The organism is Anaerobacillus alkaliphilus (assembly GCF_004116265.1).
GTDB classification, from domain to species: Bacteria; Bacillota; Bacilli; order Bacillales; family Anaerobacillaceae; genus Anaerobacillus; species Anaerobacillus alkaliphilus.
Genome location: NZ_QOUX01000037.1, coordinates 38992 through 60542, shown reverse-complemented (window position 1 = coordinate 60542; position 21551 = coordinate 38992). Strand labels below are relative to the sequence as shown.

The 21551-nt window shown below is 36.4% G+C and carries 20 protein-coding genes; 2 read left to right on the top strand and 18 right to left on the bottom strand.

Features of this window, described 5'->3' with window-relative positions:
* Positions 1–117: 117 nt before the first annotated feature.
* Both DS745_RS11310 and plsY read right to left on the bottom strand, forming a co-directional pair.
* Positions 118–1365 carry a cytochrome P450 gene (locus DS745_RS11310; protein WP_129078348.1) on the bottom strand — a complete coding sequence of 416 codons (1248 nt, stop codon included), beginning with the start codon at positions 1363–1365 and terminating at the stop codon, positions 118–120.
* A 22-nt stretch (positions 1366–1387) separates the two neighbouring features.
* The gene (plsY, locus tag DS745_RS11305) at positions 1388–1969 is read right to left on the bottom strand and encodes a glycerol-3-phosphate 1-O-acyltransferase PlsY (protein ID WP_129078347.1); all 582 of its coding nucleotides are present in this window, start codon (positions 1967–1969) and stop codon (positions 1388–1390) included.
* A 131-nt stretch (positions 1970–2100) separates the two neighbouring features.
* On the opposite strand from plsY, the gene DS745_RS11300 reads away from it, so the two are divergent.
* Entirely contained in the window at positions 2101–2940 is an 840-nt protein-coding gene (locus DS745_RS11300; protein ID WP_129078346.1) for a DegV family protein, read from the top strand.
* A gap of 41 nt (positions 2941–2981) precedes the next feature.
* Here DS745_RS11300 and DS745_RS11295 read toward each other — a convergent pair whose 3' ends face one another.
* From DS745_RS11295 to DS745_RS11240, 12 genes are all read right to left on the bottom strand, one after another.
* Positions 2982–3851: a PhnE/PtxC family ABC transporter permease gene (locus DS745_RS11295; RefSeq protein WP_421721817.1), complete on the bottom strand. Its 870-nt coding sequence runs from the start codon at positions 3849–3851 to the stop codon at positions 2982–2984.
* Positions 3851–4636: a PhnE/PtxC family ABC transporter permease gene (locus tag DS745_RS11290; protein ID WP_129078345.1), complete on the bottom strand. Its 786-nt coding sequence runs from the start codon at positions 4634–4636 to the stop codon at positions 3851–3853. The genes DS745_RS11295 and DS745_RS11290 overlap by 1 nt, the downstream gene beginning before the upstream one ends.
* On the bottom strand, positions 4626–5414 hold the full coding sequence (gene phnC, locus DS745_RS11285; RefSeq protein WP_129078344.1) for a phosphonate ABC transporter ATP-binding protein: 789 nt from the start codon (positions 5412–5414) through the stop codon (positions 4626–4628). The genes DS745_RS11290 and phnC overlap by 11 nt, the downstream gene beginning before the upstream one ends.
* 21 nt (positions 5415–5435) lie before the next feature.
* Complete coding sequence (locus DS745_RS11280; RefSeq protein ID WP_129078343.1) at positions 5436–6533, bottom strand: phosphate/phosphite/phosphonate ABC transporter substrate-binding protein; 1098 nt, start codon at positions 6531–6533, stop codon at positions 5436–5438.
* Positions 6534–7064: 531 nt separating this feature from the next.
* Positions 7065–8342, bottom strand: a complete 1278-nt coding sequence (locus DS745_RS11275; RefSeq protein ID WP_129078342.1) for an AAA family ATPase — start codon at positions 8340–8342, stop codon at positions 7065–7067.
* A 116-nt stretch (positions 8343–8458) separates the two neighbouring features.
* Complete coding sequence (locus DS745_RS11270; RefSeq protein WP_129078341.1) at positions 8459–9226, bottom strand: ABC transporter permease; 768 nt, start codon at positions 9224–9226, stop codon at positions 8459–8461.
* Entirely contained in the window at positions 9223–10146 is a 924-nt protein-coding gene (locus DS745_RS11265; protein WP_161568237.1) for an ABC transporter ATP-binding protein, read from the bottom strand. Before DS745_RS11265 ends, DS745_RS11270 begins: the two co-directional genes overlap by 4 nt.
* 17 nt (positions 10147–10163) lie before the next feature.
* On the bottom strand, positions 10164–12146 hold the full coding sequence (locus DS745_RS11260) for an FtsX-like permease family protein (RefSeq protein WP_161568236.1): 1983 nt from the start codon (positions 12144–12146) through the stop codon (positions 10164–10166).
* Positions 12136–12903, bottom strand: a complete 768-nt coding sequence (locus DS745_RS11255) for an ABC transporter ATP-binding protein (RefSeq protein WP_129078338.1) — start codon at positions 12901–12903, stop codon at positions 12136–12138. The genes DS745_RS11260 and DS745_RS11255 overlap by 11 nt, the downstream gene beginning before the upstream one ends.
* A gap of 80 nt (positions 12904–12983) precedes the next feature.
* On the bottom strand, positions 12984–14000 hold the full coding sequence (locus DS745_RS11250) for a sensor histidine kinase (protein WP_161568235.1): 1017 nt from the start codon (positions 13998–14000) through the stop codon (positions 12984–12986).
* Entirely contained in the window at positions 13993–14691 is a 699-nt protein-coding gene (locus DS745_RS11245; protein WP_129078336.1) for a response regulator transcription factor, read from the bottom strand. The genes DS745_RS11250 and DS745_RS11245 overlap by 8 nt, the downstream gene beginning before the upstream one ends.
* Positions 14692–14964: 273 nt before the next feature.
* Entirely contained in the window at positions 14965–15963 is a 999-nt protein-coding gene (locus DS745_RS11240; RefSeq protein ID WP_129078335.1) for a copper amine oxidase N-terminal domain-containing protein, read from the bottom strand.
* Between the two features lie 142 nt (positions 15964–16105).
* On the opposite strand from DS745_RS11240, the gene DS745_RS11235 reads away from it, so the two are divergent.
* Complete coding sequence (locus tag DS745_RS11235; RefSeq protein WP_129078334.1) at positions 16106–16567, top strand: staygreen family protein; 462 nt, start codon at positions 16106–16108, stop codon at positions 16565–16567.
* Between the two features lie 240 nt (positions 16568–16807).
* Here DS745_RS11235 and DS745_RS11230 read toward each other — a convergent pair whose 3' ends face one another.
* The 4 genes from DS745_RS11230 to DS745_RS11215 form a co-directional block, all read right to left on the bottom strand.
* A complete protein-coding gene (locus tag DS745_RS11230) occupies positions 16808–18331 on the bottom strand; it encodes a methyl-accepting chemotaxis protein (protein WP_129078333.1) in 1524 nt (507 codons plus the stop codon).
* Positions 18332–18672: 341 nt separating this feature from the next.
* Complete coding sequence (locus tag DS745_RS11225; RefSeq protein WP_129078332.1) at positions 18673–19488, bottom strand: ABC transporter ATP-binding protein; 816 nt, start codon at positions 19486–19488, stop codon at positions 18673–18675.
* Positions 19488–20519, bottom strand: coding sequence for a FecCD family ABC transporter permease (locus DS745_RS11220; protein ID WP_129078331.1), 1032 nt, complete (start codon positions 20517–20519; stop codon positions 19488–19490). Before DS745_RS11220 ends, DS745_RS11225 begins: the two co-directional genes overlap by 1 nt.
* Positions 20516–21550, bottom strand: coding sequence for a FecCD family ABC transporter permease (locus tag DS745_RS11215; RefSeq protein WP_196121242.1), 1035 nt, complete (start codon positions 21548–21550; stop codon positions 20516–20518). Before DS745_RS11215 ends, DS745_RS11220 begins: the two co-directional genes overlap by 4 nt.
* Position 21551 lies beyond the last annotated feature (1 nt).

Sequence of the window (21551 nt, the reverse complement as noted above, 5' to 3'; positions counted from 1 at the left end):
TTTTGAACAATAAGAGGCTGTCCCAAAACAAAGTGTTGACACTGCCAGGCACCGAATACTTTTGAGACAACCTCTTTTTTATTTAATACTATATAACACAATTTTTGTCTTCATCAATTAACGTCGAACTTGCACAGGTAACGATTTAAGTGACCTCATTAATGGCGATGGCTTCCACTGAATATCTTCGCTTACTAGTTCAATATGAGAAAATTTCTCTAGGAAAGATTGAATGGCTGTCGTTCCCTCTTCTCTAGCTAAAGGTGCTCCTAAACAGAAGTGATTTCCTAAACCAAATGCTAGATGAGGATTTTCTTTTCTCGTGATATCAAACATTTCCGGATCTCCAAATTGTGATGGATCTCGATTTGCCGCACTAAGCCAAACGGTAACTGAATCCCCCTTTTTGAATTCCCGCCCCTGAAACACCATATCTTCTGAAACAAATCTACTGGTTGCCTGCACTGGTGGTTCAAAACGGAGAACTTCCTCAATTGCTAAATCTAATAGCTCAGGATTTTCCCTTAGTAATACTTGTTGATTTTTGTGTAAAAGCAGTAATAGCATACTATTTGCAATTAAGTTAACAGTTGTTTCATGGCCTGCAACTAGGAGTAATATGCACATATCAAGTAGTTCATCTTCACTTAGTTTTCCAGCCGTATCCTTGGCTTGAATAAGACCTGATATTAAATCATCTTGGGGAGTTTCCGCTCTTTGTTGGACAATTTGACGAAAGTAATCTCGAAACTCTATTGTAACCCTATTACCGGTTACTAAATCTTCCATAGTAGGTGCTATATCAATCGTCTTAATAAAACCATCTGACCATTCTTTGAATATTGAGTGATCCTCCCGAGGAACTCCGAGTAGGTCGGCAATAACAATAACAGGTAAAGGATACGCATAATCTTTGACAATATCAATTTCCGACTTCCCTTCCATTTCATCTAATAGCCTTGTAGAAATGCGTTGAATAGTAGGTTTGAGTCGTTGAACAATCTTAGGCGTAAAAGCCTGATTTACTAGTCGCCTTAATCTTGTATGATCTGGCGGATCACGAAATAACATTTGGTTTCGTTGTGTTTTAACTAAATCTTCTAAAGGTGGAGGAACTGGAACCTGTTGGTCTTGTGAGATTATTTTCCTTATTTCCTTTACAAAGCGAGCATCTTTTAAAACAGTCAATACATCTGCATATCTTGTTACTGTCCATTGAGTAAATGGGCGACCACCTAATGCCTGAACTGCTTCTGGATGTACAGGTGATATCTCCTGATACTTTTTTAACTCTGCATAACGATTTTTTTGAAATTCTGCACCCATTGTATTTAATGGCCCCAACTCATTGGTATGATTTACCATTCTATTTCCTCCAATATCTGTTTTATAGCCAACTAATTTTAGGCTCAGTTTTCCCTACAATCCTTGCAATATTTTCACGATGACGATACACAATTAATACCAATAGAATAAACGTTGCTATCGCATCTGATTTATCTCCAATCCAAATAACAATTCCATGAAACATGACAGCTGACAGCATGGAGGTTAACGATACAATTTTTGTTAGTTTTAAAAAGACAATAAAGGATATAAACATAATCAAAAAAAGGATGGGACTTGCAACTAATAAAACCCCTCCAGAGGTAGCCATTGCTTTTCCTCCTCTGAAGTTTGCAAAGCAAGGATAACAATGTCCGATTACGGCTGGAATACCTACGAGTAAAGGGTTAACCTCTAGTCCAAGTAAGAAAGGGAGGCTAGCAGCAAGTGTACCTTTTAATACATCTCCGAGTGCAACCAGAATACCTGCTTTCTTCCCTAATATTCGAAACGTATTTGTACCTCCTAAGTTCCCGCTTCCATGTCCTCGAATATCGGTTTTATAGATACCTTTCCCAATTATTAAGGCAAAAGGTATCGATCCTATTAAGTAACTAACTACTAACAATACGAAGAGCTCCATAGCAACCTCCTCTACTAAATTTATAATTTTAAAAATATTTTCAATCTTCTTTTATAAATATATCGAAAAATATTCATTGAAGCTATAATATTGTAATAGATTAATAATAAAAGGTTTTAGGAGGATGACAAATGAAAAAAATTGCTTGGGTAACAGATAGCTCCGCTTATATTCCAGATCATATGCTAGGTAACGAAGATATATATGTTGTTCCGCTCGTATTAATTTTAGATGGAGAAGAGTATCGTGATGGGATAGACCTTACTGAAGAAGAGTTATACTCTAAATTGAAAGCGTTTACCACACCACCTAAAACATCTCAGCCAGCAATTGGAGACTTTGTTACTTTATATAATGAGTTAAAAGAAAGGTATGACGCAGTTATCGGTGTTCACATCTCTCGTGCCTTAAGTGGGACAATCTCAGCTAGTGAACAAGCAGCAGAGGTCGCTGATCTTGATATGAAAATTATAGACTCGAAAATATTATCTTACCCACTCACTGGCTTAATTGAACGAGGAATGGCTCTTAATAGTGAAGGAAGAGAAATAGATGAAATCGCTAAAGAATTACAGGAAATCGCTGATAGTGGAGAGACATATGTGTTAGTAGGAAGTCTTGAACAATTACAGAGAAGTGGACGGTTAAATGGGCTTCAGTATTTACTTGGAAGTCTTCTAAATATACGACCAATTATTAAAATCGAAGATGGAAAACTTGGTATTTTTGAGAAAAAGAGATCCGATGTTAAAGCAGCAAATCGCATTTTCGAATTGCTAGATCAAGCAATGACATTACCCAAAAACGAGGTTTATATTTTACATGCAAATGCCATAGAAAAAGCTAATGATTGGAAAGAGATCATTAGCGAAAAATATCCTAACTTAAACATCGTTATTGGACCTTTATCGTCTGCAGTTACCCTTCACGCAGGAGAAGGAACGATTGCATTATCATGGTTTAATAAATAGGCAAAGGTGGGCTAGGACTACTAGCCCACCTTTTGTTTCTTCTAATGAGTCGTTCTTAATTTTGATTTAATCTTCGTAGCAATTACCTCAAGCATGATCGCAATAAATAAAACAAAATAAGTAATCGTACCAAGTTCCCTTATATCATAATAAAAAGCACTTGCCATAAATAATTCAAAACCGATTCCACCTGCTGCAGCAGCTGCACCCATAGCTATAGCCACACCAAAGTTAATCTCAAAGCGTAAGAAAGTCCAAGAAATGAGATATGACATTGTCGATGGAATTACCGCCTGGAAGACGATCTGCCACCAACTCGCTCCACTAGCTCTTAATGCTTCTATTACTCCTTCATCTAACTCCTCAAAAGATTCGGAATAAGCTTTCACTAAGTAACTAACAGAATGAAAGGTCATACCCACAACAGCTGCCACACTACCTAAACCTGCAGCTATCGCAAAAATAAGTACCCATAAAACTGTCGGTACTGCCCTAACAACGGCTACCACACTTTTAACAGCATTTGCTACGGCTGGTGTTGATAAATTCTGTGCTGCTAGTAACCCTAAAAACAGGGCAATTATCGCTCCGAATAATGTAGTTAAAACCGCAAGACTTAACGTAACAGTCGCTACATATACCCCTTCGGTAAACGTAAAATGGTTAAAATGAGCTTCTGTAAACATGATTTTAAAGTTTGCCAGAGTTGCCAAACCTGCTTCTATAATGTTTATCCCTTTGTAATCATAAAAGTAAAAACCATAAATGGTTATCAGTAACAATGAAAGAAGGGTCGCTCTGATGACTAGTGTCGCCTTAGTGAGTTTCTTTACTTTAATCGGTTTTGATAAATATTGCTCTATTAAAACACTCGAGTTCGGCTGTGTTCTATTTAATCGTTCAAGTCCCACTACAAGATCACCCTTCTAACATAGTTTGAAATATATTCGATTAGGAGAATTGTTAAGACGATGACAATTACTACTAAACTAGCTGCATTGTAGTTCATACTCTTATAATACAAGTCAAAAGCAAATCCGATCCCTGTACCAGTCAGAATTCCAATCAGAGTGGCACTACGAATGTTCGTTTCAGCAACAAACAGAACCCAACTGAGCATCATAGGCAGACTTGCTGGTATCACAGATTGAAAGATTGTTGTTAGATATGGGGCACCTGTCGCCTGCAATGCTTCAACAGAACTGCCGCTCGCTTCATCAATTACTTCAATAAATGCCCTAGTTAAAAACCCAAAGGAAACAAAGAATAAAGCAAAGAAACCCGTTAATGCACTTTGTCCAAAGGTAAATAATAAAATCATTGACCAAACAGCGATATCTATATTACGGAATAATGTTGCAAATCCCCTCGCCATACCACTCAAAAAGCTGTTCACCCTTGTGGTAGCCGATCCCATAATGGCAAAGGCAAGGGCAAAAATAGCTGCTACAGTCGTAGCGCCAATCGATACGAGAATTGTTTCAAACAACTTATTTAAGATATTTGGCAATCTCTCAAGTGATTTTGTAGTAGGAAAGAAATTTGTTACACCCCACTCAAATGCTTTTGGAATTGAGGCAAGCCCTTTAATAAGACTAAATTCAGTCATAATGATTGCACCATAGGTCACAAGTAAAACGACGAAAAGAATGATCGAAGATTTAAGTCTTTTTTTCAGAAAGAATTTATCCTGCATTTCTTCCTCCAAGGTCTATCATCAGATCTCCTGCTTCTGACCCATAAATACTATGAATTTGATTTGTAGTAATATCTTTCGGATACCCGTCATAAACAATCTGGCCTTTACTAACACCAATAATTCGATCTGAATAGTTTAAGGCAACATCTACTTGATGTAAGTTAACGATGACTGTTATTCCCATAGTTTTTGAAACCGTTTGTAAGTAGTCCATAATTATTTTTGAAGCATTAGGATCAAGTGATGCAATCGGTTCATCACACAGTAATATTTTTGGATCTTGAATAAGCGCTCTTGCAATACCTACACGCTGCTTCTGCCCACCACTTAATTGATCACAACGCTTATACACCTGTTCCTCTAGTCCAAGTAATCCTAATAGTTTAATCGCTTGTCTTTTTTCTTCCTCACTATATAACCCTAAAATCCCAGCAATTGTAGATTTATAGCCAAGTCGGCCATGAAGGACGTTTTCAATAACACTTAGACGATTTACTAGATTATAATGCTGAAATATCATCCCAACTTTTGTACGTAATCGTCGCATTTCTCGCTTGTTATATTTTAAAATATCTTCGTTTTCAAAATGAATTTCTCCGTCTGTTGCATCAATCATTCGATTAATACAGCGAAGGAGAGTTGATTTTCCCGCGCCTGATGGGCCAATAATGGAAACAAACTCTCCTTCGTTAACAGAGAAGTTAACATTTGATAACGCTAATGTTTCTTGGCCATATCGCTTTGAGACATTTTTAACATCCAGTAACGTTTTCATCGTTAACTCCTTTATTGTGTATTATTGTAGATCTCTTAATGGATTAAACCATGCGTCTTCTACACGGACAAAGCGTTCGTCAGCTCGTTTGCTAAATAATCCTTTGAATTCAGAGTCTTTTGGGACGAAAACTGATGGGTTATTGGCAACTTCGTCCGAAGTAAAGCCGACAATGATTTTTTCAATCATATCCGCATTTAAGTTGTTTGTATTCACAACAAATGGAGCATTCAGAACTGGCGTTACAGAGATAATTGTAAACTCTTCCCCTGGAAAGCCATTTAATGGCTCATCAGCATCGTCCCTTATTCTATAAACAGCACCTGGTCGGTTTTCTTCTCCATCAACATGTTCAATATAGTTGTTGACGCAAGAGTCACAAAACGCCGCAATATCAGATCTGTTCATAAGAAGATTAACTAGTGAACCTTGGTGTGAGTTTCCATAAGCTACCTCACTAAAGAACATGTTACTTCCACCTTCTAATAGATCTTCAGCGATAAGATCTTTCCATTGTTCCTTTTGGCTAAAGTAACCAACGATACTATTCCCTGGTACAACAAAGCCAGAAGCTGAGCTTGTAGAAACGAAAGACATTTTCTTTCCTTGAATGTTTTCAATTGAAAAATCTGAACCATTCTTATAAGACTCCGCGTTTTCTTTTTTCACACCTAACCATGCGTGATAGAGAGCATCATCTACTGTTCCAGATTGACCACTTGGTACAACCATTGGTAAAACTGCGCTATTCTTTTTATTTGCTTCGATATATCCTATAGGACCCATAAATGCTAGGTCTGCGTTCCCGCTAGCAATTGTTTCAATCGCAATATTATAATCTGTTGTCGTACGATGAACCACTTCTAATCCAGTTGCATTCGTTACAATTTCACCTAAAGCATCACGAGCATCCGCTAAATCAGAACCAGATTCGTTCGGATACCATACGATTGTAATTGGACCCGCTGGTTTCGAAGTTTCTGTCTTGCTTTTGGTTTCAGTTGTACCGCTAGAAGCAGAAGATTCCTTTGAAGTAGATGTAGCATTGGAATTAGAACTGTTGCACCCTACTAGGAACACAAATAATAACGCTAAAGAGATAAATAAATATTTTTTCATGAATAATTTCTCCTCTCAAAATTAACTACCAGTAGATTAGTAAGTAACATTAGTAAAATATAACCTGTATATTTTCCCTCCCAATTCCTCTGTCTTACAAACCTTATTCTATCTACTAATTATTAAGGGAGTTTGGATGTACAATAGAGTTAGAGTAAATATTGTAAAAATTGTTAACTAAAGAAAAGAATAGATCTATGTAAATCGTTAAGTGTTAAAGAAAACAGGGTAAGTGCTAGAAAAAAACTGTAACCAAATTAACAATAGGTATACAAAATTAACCTAAAACCAAAAAAGATGTAGTAAGTTATTCACTCACTACATCTTTTTGTTAGGCTCTTTTCGTAAACATTGTTGCTTTTGCACCCTAAAATAACTAGAAGCATACCCTAGATGAAGTTATGACCACATTGATTAAGTAAGAAAAGAGCAATACCAACTAAATTAGGTGCGATTCCTTAGTATTTTGTGTAAAAATCCGGCTTTTGGGATTTTTACGAAAGCAACAAACTTTGTGAAAACAGCCTTTTGTTAAAAACCAAATCCCATTTTAGCCTGTTCAGTAGTAGCCCAGTTGGCTGTCTGGCTTTTTTTGTTATCTGCTTGCAGGTTTTCACAGATCATATCAACGTTGACCTCATGTTCATAATGCCATTGAAGTGCTACAGATGTGTAAAGCTCATTTAATTGAGCAAACGAAAATCCTTTTGTGTTTTGTACAATTCGTTCCACATCTTCTAGAGACATGAATTGATCAAATTGTTTCATAAGTAAATATTTGTAGCGTAATTCATCTGTTGGTAGCTTTAACTCATAGGCTCTATCGAAGCGACCAGAACGGTTGATGAGTGCTGGATCTATTTTTTCTGGATAGTTTGTTGTACCAATGAGGAAAATTCCTTCTTTTGAAGTAGACCCATCTAATATGTTTAAGAACACTGAACGTACTTCTTCTGGCATCGAATCCATGTCTTCTATGACTAATACCATTGGTGTCATTTTGGCAATGGATGTAAAAACCTCTTTAACCGTATAGCTCGACGTATGCTCAGTAATTTGCCAGTAAACCACCGGAGCTTGAATGCTATTGGCAATCGATTTTACTAACGTTGTTTTACCATTCCCCGGACTCCCGTATAAGAGGATGCCCCTTTTATATGGAATATTGTATTGTCTGAAGAACTTCCCATCTTCAGTAAAGAATTGATCGATTGAACGGTAAATCTCCTTCTTGAGATTTTCTTCTAGAAATACTTGATCCCGGTCGACTAAGGTAGTAATTCTCTCTTTCTTGTTATCCACCCCATCTTCTGTGTCGGTAAAAACAGTCACGTAGTTTTTATGATAATCTTTCTTCCTCTTTAAGACATAAGCAAGGAACTCTAGTATACTCTCATGATCACTAGCTAATACAAAATCATGGTTCATATCGTTATGCATTTGAAAAACCGTAGCTCTTGCCAATGCTACCTTTAATCTTGGATAATAGTAAACAGCATTATTCAAACGCGGTTTTACAATAAACTCTAACTTTTCATTAGTGTGGTTGGAAGAGATCGTATACGTTTCAATTCCATCATATATATATGAAATTAACTGAACCTCTTCTTTATTTTCCTGAAGGTCTTCTTCTAGGACATCCCAAATCTCATTTGATGTTTCTTCATCAGCATACATATGAAAATCTATACCTATTTCATTTTTTAATTTTGCTTTTATTCCTTCTATAACAATGGCATAGTCATAGTAGTTTGGTGTAGTCTGGCGATCAATGTTTTGAAAATGAAAAATAAACTCGTTCTTATGCATGTGCTACTCCTTTACTTATAAATTCACTTATAAGTAGATATTACTAGCTTTTTAAATTCTATAGTATCGTTAACTTTTTCCAATAAAAAACCCTCATGGAGAGAGACCATGGGGGTTTACACTTTCACATCTCTTTTTGAAAACAGCAGAGCTGAAAGAGCAAAAAAGAAAATCATATGAACACCTATGTTAAGTAGTGAAAAGTTCATCGTCATCCCTTCAAATAACGGCCTTCCAACAACATGCTGTGAAAGATTTGTATTAGCAAATACCAAATACTTTCCATGGTGTATATTGTAATGACTCATCACTTCTAACAGTAACGTAACTGACATTAATAAAAAAATTGGTACTGACACTGAGAACACGCTACTCCTTGTTACAACTGACAACATCATCGCGAAAGAAGCAATAATAATAAGCTCGATAAAACCAAAGAAGTAATTCGCAGTTATTTTCCCTAAAAACTCCACATCAAGTTCTAGTATACTTGAATAAAAGAGTATTGAACCAAACATGATCGTTGTCAGCAAATGAACAAAAATTACTAGTAAAACGAATAAAATAACCGCTACATATTTCGCTACTAGTATTTTTAGGCGGTTGGCCGGACGTATTAACAACAGTTTAATTGTTCCTTGGGAATATTCACTTGAGACGATATCACCTGCAATGATAATACAGACAAAGTTTAAGACAAAGATGAGAAATGTACTCACATTTAGATGGTCCCAAAAGGTAAAATTTGTATCTGTAAAGATAAACTTCATGACAATTGCAACCGCAAAGTTCATCAGAATTAATAAAGTTAGTAACACAAGCCCTCTTGGTCGTTTATAAAGCTTTACATTTTCATTGATAACTAGATCAGCAAAATACCTCATTGGTCACCCCTCACTCTCGCGAGAAATGCATCTTCTAGTGTTGTTCGAACCTGTTCAATACCAACGACGTCAAATCCGTTCTCTACCAAAAACTTGTTTACAATAGCTATCTCAAACTCAGCTGCCTGTATCATAAAACCGTTTGGAACAATTTTTTCCACCTGTTGATAAAGATGATGCTTAGAAAGAAGTGTTTCAAGTTTTTCTATATTTAACAGTTTGAAAAAATAAGTACTTTCCTCGACACTTCTTACGTCGTCTAGTTCACTATCACTAACAATTTGGCCATTATTAATAATGAGGACGCTATCGCAGATCATTTCTATCTCAGCGAGTAAATGACTCGAGATAATAATTGATACGCCCTCATTTGATAGCTTTTTGATATGTTTACGAAGGTCTTGAATCCCTGCTGGATCAAGTCCGTTCGTAGGTTCATCTAATAAAAGAATGCTAGGTTGATGTATAAGTGCTTGGGCCAATCCAAGCCTTTGTAACATTCCAAGAGAATAGGTTTCAACCTTATCATGGACATAAGACTGCATACCTAACAACTCAATAACCTCATCTACTCGATGCTCCGAGGCATTTGGAGCCATACGTAAATACTGCCAGAGGTTATCATAACCAGTTAAATATTCATACATCTCAGGGTTTTCAATAATTGCCCCTACCTTTGAGATAGCTTTTTCAAAATCAGTTTGTACGTTAATTCCTTCTATAAGAATACTTCCCTTTGTCGGCTTCAGTAGTCCTACTAACATCTTCAAAATCGTTGTTTTACCAGAACCATTGGGTCCTAGGAGCCCCTTAATCTCACCTTTTTTCAGGTTAAACGATACATCATTTATGACAGTTGTTTTTCCAAACTTCTTTGAGAGATTGGTAACCTCTACTATTACTTCACGATTTAGTGCCATAGCTCCCTCCATTCCGACTATTCAACAGCCCGACGATAGTTACTGCTTAACCATACGTAGTAAACACTTATAAAAAGAAAGTAGACTGTCACTACTAGCAAACCGTTGTAGAAGATTATCGTGTTGGTAATCTCCATTTCCGTTACATTGTAGAGATTAATTGCTACACTTATTACTACACCCAGGAAGCCACCTAAAACAACAGGAAGTGCGATTACCATGAGTAACTTTTGGTTTAGATAGAGTCCTACTTCTTTTGAGGTAATACCAATCGTCCTTAATAATTTCAACTTTTGCCGATCATCGTCTTGGTCTGCAAAGATCTTAAAATGGAGGACAACACAAACTGTTACGAAAAATAAGATACTAATGAATGACATAATAAACAACGCAAAACCAGCAACCTGCTTCGTATGTAGATAGCGATTGTGTTTTGAATGAACAACAAATGGCAGGGTATTTTTGGCTTTAATTGTTTCAAAGGCCTCTAACTCACTAATTTCCTGCAACGCGATTTCCATTTGCTCCCTTAGTCTCTGAACAAAATCACCACTTTCACGCCAGTCCCTAAATGTAAACATGGAAATAAGACCTACGTCGTGATTTTCTGTATGGCTACGTATTTGTTCAAAGTCTATCTTATTTAAAACCAAGAGAACGGGCTGCGAAAATACATAGCGATCGAACAACTTCATTTGAACCATCCCCATATTCCGTAGGGAAAAAAGCTGTTCTTCACTTTTTATAAGAACTGCTTCTCCAAAATAGTCAATGCTTTCTGTACCCGATTGGTTAAAGTCAATGACTAGAGTAGAACCCTGCTGAACTTCGTAGTGGCTTGAGTAGATCCTATTAAACTCTTCTACAGAGGCAACCATAATTCTTTTATTTGTTCGCCAAGGTGTATGTCTCATTTCTGGCGCTTCCAAATAAACCACTTCTAAATTCTGATGTATGATACCTAAATGCGAGTAATCTACTACTAACTCATCAACCTCAAGTTGTTCGGTAAGAGCAATTGCTTGATAATCTTTCATAATGACATCGTATAATTGCTCTTTATCGGCAATTGCATAGCTTTGTTGATAGAGTGTGTAAGTAAGCGTTGAGAAAAACACAATTCCCATGCTCAATAAACAAACGATAAAAATAATTGCTCGATGTTGTGAGTATTTGCTGGAAAACTCAGTTATAGGTAATAGATATTTGTAAAACAATTGATCATGTTTTTTCCATAATTCGTGCAGAAGGCTGCTAAAATGGCTAATTACTAGAAACATCCCTACGACACAGCTTAGGATCGTGATCAGAATGACTTGCCTCATTGAACCCACATTTGAAAAATCACTTGTATAGATGTACATAAGGGAAATCGCTGAAATGATGATAACTATTCCTAAAAACACAATTAGCTTCTTTCCAGTATGCTTCATTTCTCTCATTCGATTAACCTTAATTAAATTCGTAACGCTATATTTTTTCAGCTTAAGCATTGTTAAAAAAATAATGATTACATAGATTGGCACAAAAACTACGAATGTCAGCCAATAGCTAGGTAGCGTTAATTCAAAGTGAAGATCATTAATGCCTAATATCGTTGTCGTGATCATAAATGTTAGCCTTGAAAAAACGCTGCCACTTATAAAGGATGTGAATATAGCTGTAAGGAAGATTAGACTATTTTCAAGGAAAATCATTCGTCTCATATCGCGATATAACAGCCCATATGACAAGAGGATTCCAAACTCCCTTGTTCGACTTTTTAAGAATTGCTGGTAGGAATATGTAATAATGAAAATGGAAAAAGCACTCGCAATAACTCCTGCAATTTGAACGATTTGTCTTGTTCCTCTTGAGGTCTCTTCAGCAAAATCCGGCGCAAACCATATCGCTGTAAAAAGGAAGAAGACAGTCATCGAAAACGTAATGCAGAAAAAATACGCAAGATATTTTCGATAGTTAAACAAAATCGTCTTGAGGATGAACTGATTATATGTCATAGTCATCTTCCTCCAAGAAAGCAAGGTGATCTAGGATTTCCTTTGTAAATTGCTCTTGTGTGCCTTTTTTGTAGAGTTGTGTCCGAATTGAACCATCCTTTAAAAACAAAACTTTCTCACTGTAACTAGCCGCAAAAGGATCGTGTGTTACTAACAAAATAGTAGTACCATAAGTTTCATTGGTTTTCCGTAAACATTCTAAAACAATTTTAGAAGCTTTTGAGTCTAGATTTCCGGTAGGTTCATCGGCAAAAATAACCGAAGTATCATTAATGAGAGCCCGACAAACCGCCGTCCGCTGTTGCTGACCACCTGAAACCTGGTAAGGATATTTGTTCTTAATGATGCTGATCCCTAAAAGCTCCATTAACCCCAAGGCTTTTTTATTCATATGTGCCGTTGTTTCCTTATTCAAAATCATAGGTAGCATAACGTTTTCCTGAATTGTTAAACTATCAAGCAAATTAAATTCTTGGAAAATGTAACCGATGTGCGATCGCCTAAACAATGCTAACTCATCACCTGTCATCGTATGAATGTTTTGACCCTGAATTACTACTTCTCCTGATGTCGGTTGATCAAAGCCGCTTAGAATATTAAGCAAAGAGGATTTCCCGCTCCCCGATGGTCCCATGATTGCTGTAAATTCACCCTGTTTCAACTCAATTGTTAAGTTGTTAATTGCCAGTGTTTCGGCAAAGTCCTTACCACCGCCGTAAACCTTCTTTACATTCGTCGCCTTAATCATACAAATCATCAAGCCCCTTCTTAAGTTCATTCTAGTGTCATTATAGTAAGGCTAGTCCTAGGAAACAATTACGCTAGCTTACACTAAAATTACAGTTTCGTAAGATAAGACACGATGACCTTCGTTCCTTCGCCCACTTTGGAAGATAGCGTAATCTGATGATTGAGGCGATCAGCGATGTTCTGACAAATAAAAAGGCCAATCCCTGTAGCATTTCTCACCTTTCTTCCATTATCGCCAGTAAAGAACGGTTCAAATACCCGTTTTAAATCATATTCTGAGATACCAATCCCTGTATCTTCTATCGTTAGGTAGACACGATTATTCTCTTGGATAATAGAGAGGGTTATCGTTTTTTCCCCTTCTTTTATTGAAGTGTACTTAATGGCATTTGATAAAAGCTGATCTAAAAGCATTCGATTCCACTTTTTATCTGTTAGCACTAGATTTGCTTGTTCTGTTGTAACAAAACGAGGAAACACATGATTGAAAATAAATTGTTCTTTTTTCTGATTAATTATTTCCCTTAACTGCTCGTTGAGGTTGATTTCTTCGATCGAAAAATCATGATGAAAGTAATCTAATCGAAGATAACTTAACACTTGGTCAAGGTTTTCATTAATAGAGCGATTTTCTTTATGTATTTTGTCAATTACTTCAAGGGCCGAATCCATCTTATCTACTTTACTGTTCTGTACAAGTAAATCAATAACGGCAGTTGGTGTTTTTATATTGTGAACAATTTGTGAGATGACTTTATGTTTAGATTTATTCTGAGCTTCAAGGTTATTAATCGTTCTTAAAGATTGGCTTTTGAATTGATTTAGCATAGCTAGAACTACTTTCTGTTCTTCTGAAAGATGGTTTTCTTCTGTATCTCTTGGACTTTCTAGCTCTAATATTTTTCGAAACCGAACATACTGGACCAAACGAAAGATCATGAAAATAATATAAATAAACGTAACTAATAAAAATGGATAAATGAACTCCATTTGTTGATCTGTTTGTAGCCAGACAAAGAGAAGAATAAGTGCAGCACTACTATAAAGAGCTATCGTAAAAGACAAATGGTCTTTGATAAAAGCTATTAAAATAACCTTATTCATTTTCTTTCTCCAACCAATACGGAACAAATTTATAACCGAAGCCTCTCTTTGTTTGAATGACATCCGTCAGCCCTAAATCCTGTAGTTTCGTTTTTATCCTAGAGATATTTACGTTCAATGTATTATTATCTACAAACGCCACATCATCCCAAAGCTCATGTAACAAGTCTTCACGAGACACAATTGTATTCGATTTATCAACTAATATCTTTAAAATTTTAAACTCATTTTTGGTTAATTCAGTTTCATTATGGATGAATGACACAGTAAAGGTACGGTAATCTAATCTGAAATCACCATAAACAGTGCTTGTTTTTTCAGCTATATAGCCGTAAGCTCGTCTTATACTCGCTTTAATTTTTGAATGCAACACCTCAACACTAAACGGTTTTAACACATAATCATCTGCGCCTAGCTCAACTCCCAAGATTTGGTCAGCATCAGTATTGCGTGCAGAAATCATAATGATTGGCACATTACTGTTGTTTCTTAGATTTTTACAAATATGAAAGCCATCCACAAACGGTAAATTTACATCTAGTAAAACGACATCTGGCTTTAGTTCAATGAGTCGCTCTAGTACATTTTTGAAGTCTTCGACGTTCATCACTTCGTACTCATATCTTTCTAACATTTTTGCAATCATAGATCTAAGCTCAGTATCATCTTCCACTAGGGCAATTTTGTACATCCTTATCTCTCCTGTTTTCTTACTTTAGGCTATTATATCAAACTCAATCATAATAAAAACCCTCAGAACCAAGTGGTAATAAGGGTTTTAATGATTACTTATAATGACGATGCTAAGCCTTTCTTAACTGCCAGTACATCGTACATATTTACAGAGAAACAATTAATATTAATCTAAATAAATAAGGTGAAATTCTCCTATATTATTAAGATATGTTGTCATAACAAATAAAAATCTCCTACCATCAATTCAGACGGTAGGAGATTTTTGTTGTTATTCCATTTTCTCTAGGTCATCTATAACGATTTGCCCTTCAAATACATAGGCATTTGTTAACCTCATCACATCTGTAAAAAAGTGAAGAGGAACATATGTGACTCCATTTATTAGTTCGGGTGCAGCTCCTAAGTAGATTGGCGCTGTTCTCATGTAGGTATAATAATCTTTTCCAATTGTAAGGGTAATACCCATGCCTATTCTGACACTTTGTGTTTTACCTTCCCATGTGGCAGGAAATCCTAATGCTTCAGCTATCGCCCGAACAGGTATCATGATAACCCCATCTTCGTTTTGGTAAGGAGAAGGAGCTTCAATTTTTTGATTGTCGACAACGATATCCATGGACGCTACATCTTGATAGAACTCTTGTTTCTTATTTAAGACAATAATTTTCGAAGGTGAAGTTTGTGCAGGAATACTTCTTGTAGTTATGCCATATAGAACAGCTAAGTGTCGATTGCTTACATCCCCTTCAAAATTTTCTCCATTTTGAGAAATAATCTCTGTTTCCTCAGAAACGTTCAGTTTTAGAAAAAAATCTGCACTTACTAAATTTTGATCAAACAGATCTACCTTGATGTTATCACCGAGTTCTCCCACGACAACAACTTCTGTATTATATTGAGGGGGATATATCATTAGCATAGGTGCGTGGGCATCATAGAACCCAGTAATAACTGTACCAACCTCTAGAGGATTTTCACCAAGTAGATACGTGTCTTTACTAATAATTATATTCGCGATTTGTTTTTGATCATTTTTAACTGTCACGATCATTGAGCCCTCTACACCATCCGATTCTCTCATTTCAGTAACACTTCCCGTGAAAGAATGATAATGAGATTGGTTGATTTGATCAATCTCTGCACTAATTGGTATAATTTCATGCCCCCCTTCAACTTGACTAATATCTTTAGAAGCAAAAATGGTGCCCGCTGATAAAGTTAAAACAGAGGTCGATAGTACTAATGCAATCATTTTTTTTGAATTCATATGAAACATTCCCTTCATTTTTATTTCCCTTTAGACGAGGCTCAGGAAGTTGAGGTTTCATTTTAATTTCATCTAGGCATAGATATAGTCAATCAGGTATTCACCTACATAAATTATTGAAAGTAAATCCTTGGAGGCGTTTATGTCTAATTTTGATTTAGAAAAACTATCCGTAACTGTCTATCCCCCAGTTACTTCACTTCAACCGGTCGTCGGCCGAAAATACACCCTTACCCACTCTGATGATACAGGAATGTTGTTTTTAGATATTGGGTCAGACTACAATTACCAGGCGATTAATACAAAAATGAGAGATGAGGTACTGGCTGAATGGCAAGTAAACAAGATGATGGAAATTTCCCTAGTAGGCTTTGCCTATGTCGACAGTGGTGAATACAGTAAGGAAGAGGCTGAATTTAGGTTAACTATCTTTCATAAGGAAATGGAAACGGCATTAAAAGGAATTATTAACGGAGATCATTTCTTCCTTCTAAATTACCCAATGTTACTAGATGCTCCCATCTTTATCTATTTTCAATCTGTTTATCCAGGGTATCACGGAAAAAAGTACTTTGGCACGCCTAGAGATTACTTATTTCAATAGGCTCTTTTCGTAAACATTGTGGCTTTTTTATCCTAAAATAAACGGAAAAATACCCTAGATGAAGATATCAGCCAATAAATTATGTAAGAAAAGAGCATTACTTACTAAATTGGTAGTAAATTCTTAGTAATTTGTGTAAAAATCCGGCTTTTGGGATTTTTACGAAAGCAACAAACTTTGCGAAAACAGCCTTTCAATAAGAGAAAAACCTCTCATGATTATGAGAGGTCTTGTTTGTTATTAAATTTTTATATTCTTCACAAGTCTACTAAGTTTCTCGGAAGTCACATTAAGTTTCTCAGAGCTATAAACGAGTTCATTATTCAAATTATCTTGTTTTTGAGCAATAGCTGCTGCATTACCTAACTTTTCATAGGAGTTATGAGCTGTATTACTTACTGCTTCTACTGAAGTTGTTAAGCTATCAGTTCCTGCTGCCATTTCACCCGAAATGACGGAGATTTCTTTTATCTTCTCCGATGTACTTAAAGCATCATCAATAATTCCTTTAAAGACTCCTCCAACGTCTGTAATTAATGAGAGACCCTCTTTCGTCTCTACTAACGTCTGCTTCATAGAATTACCTGCTAGAGTAGCCTTATGTTGAATTTGGCTAATGAGAGCTCCAATTTCGTCTGCAGAACTATTTGATTTCTCTGCTAACTTTCTAACTTCAGATGCTACTACCGCAAAGCCTCTCCCCTGCTCACCAGCCCTTGCAGCTTCAATAGAGGCATTTAAAGCAAGTAAATTGGTTTGTTCGGAAATGTCCGATATCGTTTTAATGATTTCTCCAATATTTTTAGAACGAGTTTCTAAGTCTTCAATGACTGTTGCTAATTCATTAACTGAATTTGATACATTCTCCATTTGATTAATTGCATTCGATACAGATTGGTTCCCCTTCTGTGCGGCGTTTCCTGTCCCAGAAGAAAACTTCGATACTTGTGAAATATTTAGAGAGATGTTTTGTATAGCTGCCGCAGTCTGTTCAATAGCTGCACTACTAGTTTCTGAACTCTCTAATTGATCCCTGCTATCCTCATGCGCTTTCATTAACACATTATTCACTTCAGAGCTGTACTCTTTTGAACGATTAGCTATCGTATATAATTCCGTTGAAGTACCCACTAGTGTACTGGATGTCTCATTAATTTCTCGAATTAAATTGGTCAACAACTGATTTTTCTCTGCTCTTTCTTGAAAAATTTGTGAGTCATACTTTTGCTTATTCACGATTAACCAAATGATTGCGCTAGAAGTTAGCACTAAGAACAAGGCATGTATAACTAACATTGTAAAAGAATAGTTTTCTACCCCGAATACGATTGGTGTTAAGAACGGGATAAAAAATCCTAAAACATGTTGGATAGCAAATATGACGGTCGCTATAATTAGTAGTTTTATATCTTCAAAATAATATAGTAATGCTACTACTGTAAAAATTGAAAAGTGATATGCTTCCATCCCTTGTCCACCACCTACAATCGAGACACTTGTCAAAACTAGTGTAAGCATAATAAGTAATGATATATTTTTAGAATTTCTTTTGTATCCAATAAAGGCTGTGATAAGGAATATGAATGGCAAAATCAACAGAAAATTTAAGAACATTGTTTGATTATTACTATAGACGATATGACTCATTGAACTATGTCCATGGTCATTGGTTAAGTTAAATAGCCTATGAAAAACATGGGTAATTACAGAGATCAAATAAAAACCAAAACCTATAATCAACATATTTTCGATTTGTTTTTTCATATTGAAACAACTCCTACTTAGAATAATTTGTACAGCGTTTTAGAAGTTGGATCCCCCCATGTATATTATTTTTGTATTTTGAACAAAATTTTTTTTTACTATCAGTTATTACCCAATAATCAATTTTATCAAACTAGTATTTTCGACTAGATTAAACAATTTTTTTGAAACAACAAAAAACCTTACTGCTACAAAAATAAATAGCAGTAAGGTTTTCTTTTCTTAATTAAACCAACGTTCCCTTTTCCACCTTTAAGAAGCTCACCAAAGTCTAGGTATACAAAAGCGATGGGAGCTGACTAAGACCTAGACTTTGAGGAAGACCGTTGTAAAGTCTTGATTTAGGAGTACATTTTCAATTTATTATGATGCCTTCCAATTGGTACGACAGAAGGAGAGTCAGAAACAGGATCTTTGATTACTGTGCAATGAAGACCAAAAATGTCTTCAATCAATTTGCTTGTAATAATCTTTGACGGCTCTCCTTCTGCAACAAGCTTTCCTTTATGAAGAGCAAATATATAGTCTGCATAACGAGCGGATAAGTTGATATCATGAAGAACCATCACAATCGTTTTCCCATGTTTTCGATTAAGGTCAGTCAACAGATCGAGAATTTCGACTTGATAGGTGATATCTAAATAGGTAGTCGGTTCATCCAAAAATAAGATATCTGTTTGCTGTGCCAGTGCCATCGCAATCCATACACGCTGTCTTTGGCCACCTGATAGCTCGTCAATATTGTGATCGGCAAATTCAGTAATATTCATAATTTCCATTGCCTCAGCAACAGCTTCATAATCCTTTTTTGTCCAACCTTTTAGAAACGTTTGGTGAGGATATCTTCCTCTCCCAACTAAATCTGCAACTGTAATTCCCTCAGGTACAATCGGTGATTGAGGTAAAAGTCCTAGCACACGGGCCAACTGTTTCGGTGGAATTTTATTGATTGGTTTTCCATCCAAGGTAACTTGCCCGGAAGTAGGTTTAATAAGTCTGGCCATCGTTTTAAGAAGTGTAGATTTACCACAACCATTGGCTCCAATAATAATACTTATTCTATTACTTGGAATTGAAATGCTAACATCGTGCAGAATTGTTTTATGATCGTATCCAGCAGTAACTTTTTCAGATTGAAAAATATGTGTTGGTTTCATTATAAGTCTCCCCTTCGATTAATTCGAATTAGCAAGTAGATCAAGTATGGCGCACCAAGGATGCCTGTGATGACACCTACAGGGTATCTAGTCACAAATGCGAATTGTCCAATAAGATCTGATGCTAAAACTAAAATGATCCCAACAAGACCTGCAGGAATAATGTTTGAAAAACCTACACCAACTAGTCTTTTGGCAATAGGTCCAGCAAGGAAAGCAACAAATGCGATAGGTCCTGTTGTAGCGGTAGCTAAGGCAATGATAAGGACCGAACTGATAACAAGGACAAGTCTTGTCTTATTAGTATCAACTCCAAGTGATGTTGCTGCTTGTTCGCCTAGTTCTAACATATCTAATCGTTTTCCAAGTATGATGACGACAGGTGCGAAGATAAGAACTGTTATGATCAGCGGATATAGATTTTCCATGTTAGCTCCATTTAGACTACCAGTTAGCCATCTCATCGCAGTAGGAATATCGTGATGCTGACCAATCAGTAACAAATAGGAAATTACAGCGTTTAGCATCGCTTGAATTCCAATTCCTATTAAGATCAGTCTTCCGATAGAAAAAGAAGTTCCTTTTGATAATAGGAAAATAGCTAACACCGTAGTAAGTCCACCAACAACAGAAGCAATAGAAATAACCATATTACTCGCCTGAAGAACAATTATACAAAATACTGCGGCTGCACTTGAACCAGCTGTTATACCGATGACATTTGGGTTTGCTAAAGGGTTTCGTAACATGGTCTGGAATACGTATCCACCGACTCCGAAAGCAAATCCAGCAAAAACACCTACAAGCATTCTCGGTAGACGTATTGTTCCTACTGCAAATGATGCACCTTTAACATCCTCCCCTAGAAGAACTAGGATTACATCCTGTACAGGGTAAATCGTATTTCCTAGCATAAGCATCGTGCAACAAAGTACGAAAGCAATACTTGAAAGCAAGGAAGTCACGAGTATAAAACGACGACGTCTCTTTGTTCTACCTACCATAATAAAATTCATAGATTTATTTATCATAACGCACGCATTTTCGCTTTCATAGTTATTAAGATTAAAATAGGTGCCCCAATAAATGCGGTAACTATACCAACTTCTAGCTCACCAGGACTTCCAATAAGCCTACCGAATATATCAGATATAGTTAAGATAATGGCGCCTGAAAGGGCTGACATCGGGATAACATAACGTAAATCAGGACCAATGACGAGGCGGATTACGTGTGTCGCTATTAAACCAATAAAGCCAATAGGACCTGCTAATGCAGTCGCAGCACCACACAGTAGAACACCACCAAAAGCAGCAATGAGTCTAAGTGTCCCAGTACGGACTCCCAACCCAGTAGCAGCTTCATCCCCTAATGCTAGTGCATTTAATGCCGGAGCCGCAAATAGTGCTATTACTATTCCTACAATAAGAAAAGGAATAAAAGTGGAAATAGTACTCCAATTTCCTGCTCCAACACTACCTACCTGCCAAAATCTAAATTGATCCATCACGTTTGAGCGAGGGATCATAATTGCAATCACAAGAGAAGATAATGCTGCACTTGTAGCGGCACCTGCTAAAACTAGTTTAAGGGGGGTGGCACCGCCACTCCCCATAGAACCAATTCCGAATACAAAAATGGCAGTTATGACCGCTCCTGCTAGTGCAAGCCAAATATATTGATTAGGAGTATTAATATTTAAAAAGGAGATTCCACATACTACAAAAAGAGCTGCCCCTGTGTTTACTCCTAATATACTAGGATCTGCAATAGGATTACGAGTGACTGATTGCATAAGAGACCCAGAAACCCCTAATGCAGCACCACACAGTAAACTAAAAACAGTTCTAGCAATTCTTTGGCGAACAACAATTGCTTCATGGGACTGTACATCAGGGCGGAACAAACCATCCATTAGTTCATTCCATCCAATTGTACGAGCGCCAAAGGCAAGAGAAGCCACTACACTTATACCTAGTAAAATAATAAGGAATAAAAGAACTCTTATGAAATTGTTCGGAATAAGTAACTGCTTATTTTCTGAAACGGATGGATGTATCATT

Excerpts from the sequence above, each read along its gene's own strand:
- DS745_RS11310 (WP_129078348.1), bottom strand. The coding sequence starts at position 1,365 with ATGGTAAATCATACCAATGAGTTGGGGCCATTAAATACAATGGGTGCA.
- plsY (WP_129078347.1), bottom strand. The coding sequence starts at position 1,969 with ATGGAGCTCTTCGTATTGTTAGTAGTTAGTTACTTAATAGGATCGATA.
- DS745_RS11300 (WP_129078346.1), top strand. The coding sequence starts at position 2,101 with ATGAAAAAAATTGCTTGGGTAACAGATAGCTCCGCTTATATTCCAGAT.
- DS745_RS11290 (WP_129078345.1), bottom strand. The coding sequence starts at position 4,636 with ATGCAGGATAAATTCTTTCTGAAAAAAAGACTTAAATCTTCGATCATT.
- phnC (WP_129078344.1), bottom strand. The coding sequence starts at position 5,414 with ATGAAAACGTTACTGGATGTTAAAAATGTCTCAAAGCGATATGGCCAA.
- DS745_RS11280 (WP_129078343.1), bottom strand. The coding sequence starts at position 6,533 with ATGAAAAAATATTTATTTATCTCTTTAGCGTTATTATTTGTGTTCCTA.
- DS745_RS11275 (WP_129078342.1), bottom strand. The coding sequence starts at position 8,342 with ATGCATAAGAACGAGTTTATTTTTCATTTTCAAAACATTGATCGCCAG.
- DS745_RS11270 (WP_129078341.1), bottom strand. The coding sequence starts at position 9,226 with ATGAGGTATTTTGCTGATCTAGTTATCAATGAAAATGTAAAGCTTTAT.
- DS745_RS11265 (WP_161568237.1), bottom strand. The coding sequence starts at position 10,146 with ATGGCACTAAATCGTGAAGTAATAGTAGAGGTTACCAATCTCTCAAAG.
- DS745_RS11260 (WP_161568236.1), bottom strand. The coding sequence starts at position 12,146 with ATGACATATAATCAGTTCATCCTCAAGACGATTTTGTTTAACTATCGA.
- DS745_RS11255 (WP_129078338.1), bottom strand. The coding sequence starts at position 12,903 with ATGATTTGTATGATTAAGGCGACGAATGTAAAGAAGGTTTACGGCGGT.
- DS745_RS11250 (WP_161568235.1), bottom strand. The coding sequence starts at position 14,000 with ATGAATAAGGTTATTTTAATAGCTTTTATCAAAGACCATTTGTCTTTT.
- DS745_RS11245 (WP_129078336.1), bottom strand. The coding sequence starts at position 14,691 with ATGTACAAAATTGCCCTAGTGGAAGATGATACTGAGCTTAGATCTATG.
- DS745_RS11240 (WP_129078335.1), bottom strand. The coding sequence starts at position 15,963 with ATGAATTCAAAAAAAATGATTGCATTAGTACTATCGACCTCTGTTTTA.
- DS745_RS11235 (WP_129078334.1), top strand. The coding sequence starts at position 16,106 with ATGTCTAATTTTGATTTAGAAAAACTATCCGTAACTGTCTATCCCCCA.
- DS745_RS11230 (WP_129078333.1), bottom strand. The coding sequence starts at position 18,331 with ATGAAAAAACAAATCGAAAATATGTTGATTATAGGTTTTGGTTTTTAT.
- DS745_RS11225 (WP_129078332.1), bottom strand. The coding sequence starts at position 19,488 with ATGAAACCAACACATATTTTTCAATCTGAAAAAGTTACTGCTGGATAC.
- DS745_RS11220 (WP_129078331.1), bottom strand. The coding sequence starts at position 20,519 with ATGATAAATAAATCTATGAATTTTATTATGGTAGGTAGAACAAAGAGA.
- DS745_RS11215 (WP_196121242.1), bottom strand. The coding sequence starts at position 21,550 with ATGATACATCCATCCGTTTCAGAAAATAAGCAGTTACTTATTCCGAAC.